The organism is Chryseobacterium sp. YIM B08800, assembly GCF_026163565.1.
Taxonomy (GTDB): domain Bacteria; phylum Bacteroidota; class Bacteroidia; order Flavobacteriales; family Weeksellaceae; genus Chryseobacterium.
In genome coordinates this window covers 1-739 of sequence record NZ_JAPDKN010000116.1, presented here as the reverse complement: position 1 = coordinate 739, position 739 = coordinate 1, and the positions used below count along the sequence as shown (strand labels likewise).

The following is a 739-nucleotide window of genomic DNA, read 5'->3' as shown; positions in this document are numbered from 1 at the left end:
AAGCGGAGCATTGGTAACTAAATTTTGATCAGTTGCAGATAAAACAACAGCGTTTTTTGTTCCACCCATTGTTCCTGAAGCTGAAGCAGCTTTGATTGTTAATACATTTACAGGAATTAAGTTGGTTCCGTTCATAAAATTAGCACCTCCTGCTTTTACTTTTACGTTAAAGTTTTTTGTTGAAGTAACTTTTAAAGAATTAGCTTTAGTAATGGTTTGATCAGAATTATAGTCTGCTGCAGTAGCATAGTTAAAGTCAACGGTATTACCGATTGCTGTACTTCCCGCGTCGATTGAGATTACATCGTTAAGGGTGATATTTACAGTTGTTGTATCGGTTGTATTTTGAGCATATACATTGTTAGTTCCTAATAAAGTTGATCCGATAGTTAAGGCTGCGAGTGCTATTAATTTTTTCATGGAAGTAATATTGATTTTTAATTTTGTTTAATTGTTCTCTTTTGTATACTGCAAATTTATAGCGGCGAAAAAATTTTCTTTGTAGTTGAAAATGGAAGTTGTTGTAGTAAAATAACTACACGAATTATGGATCTTGTTTAAATAAAAAAGCCCTCAACATTTTCAAAATGTTGAGGGTGTATATAGAATTATTGTGTTTTTTATAAAGCAGTCGCAGTATAAGGCACTGTTTATTGCTTTTTAGGTTCTTATATTTAATTCAAATTAAATATTGCTCCCTTATTTTCAATCTTAATACTTGTTACAATTTCGTCTTTAA

The 739-nt window shown here is 31.0% G+C and carries 1 protein-coding gene; it reads right to left on the bottom strand.

Annotated features, from left to right (window positions below; translation table 11 throughout):
• Positions 1-420: peptidoglycan-binding protein LysM (locus OEW74_RS19560; protein ID WP_265430077.1), on the bottom strand; the 420-nt coding region annotated here is incomplete at its 3' end.
• Positions 421-739 lie beyond the last annotated feature (319 nt).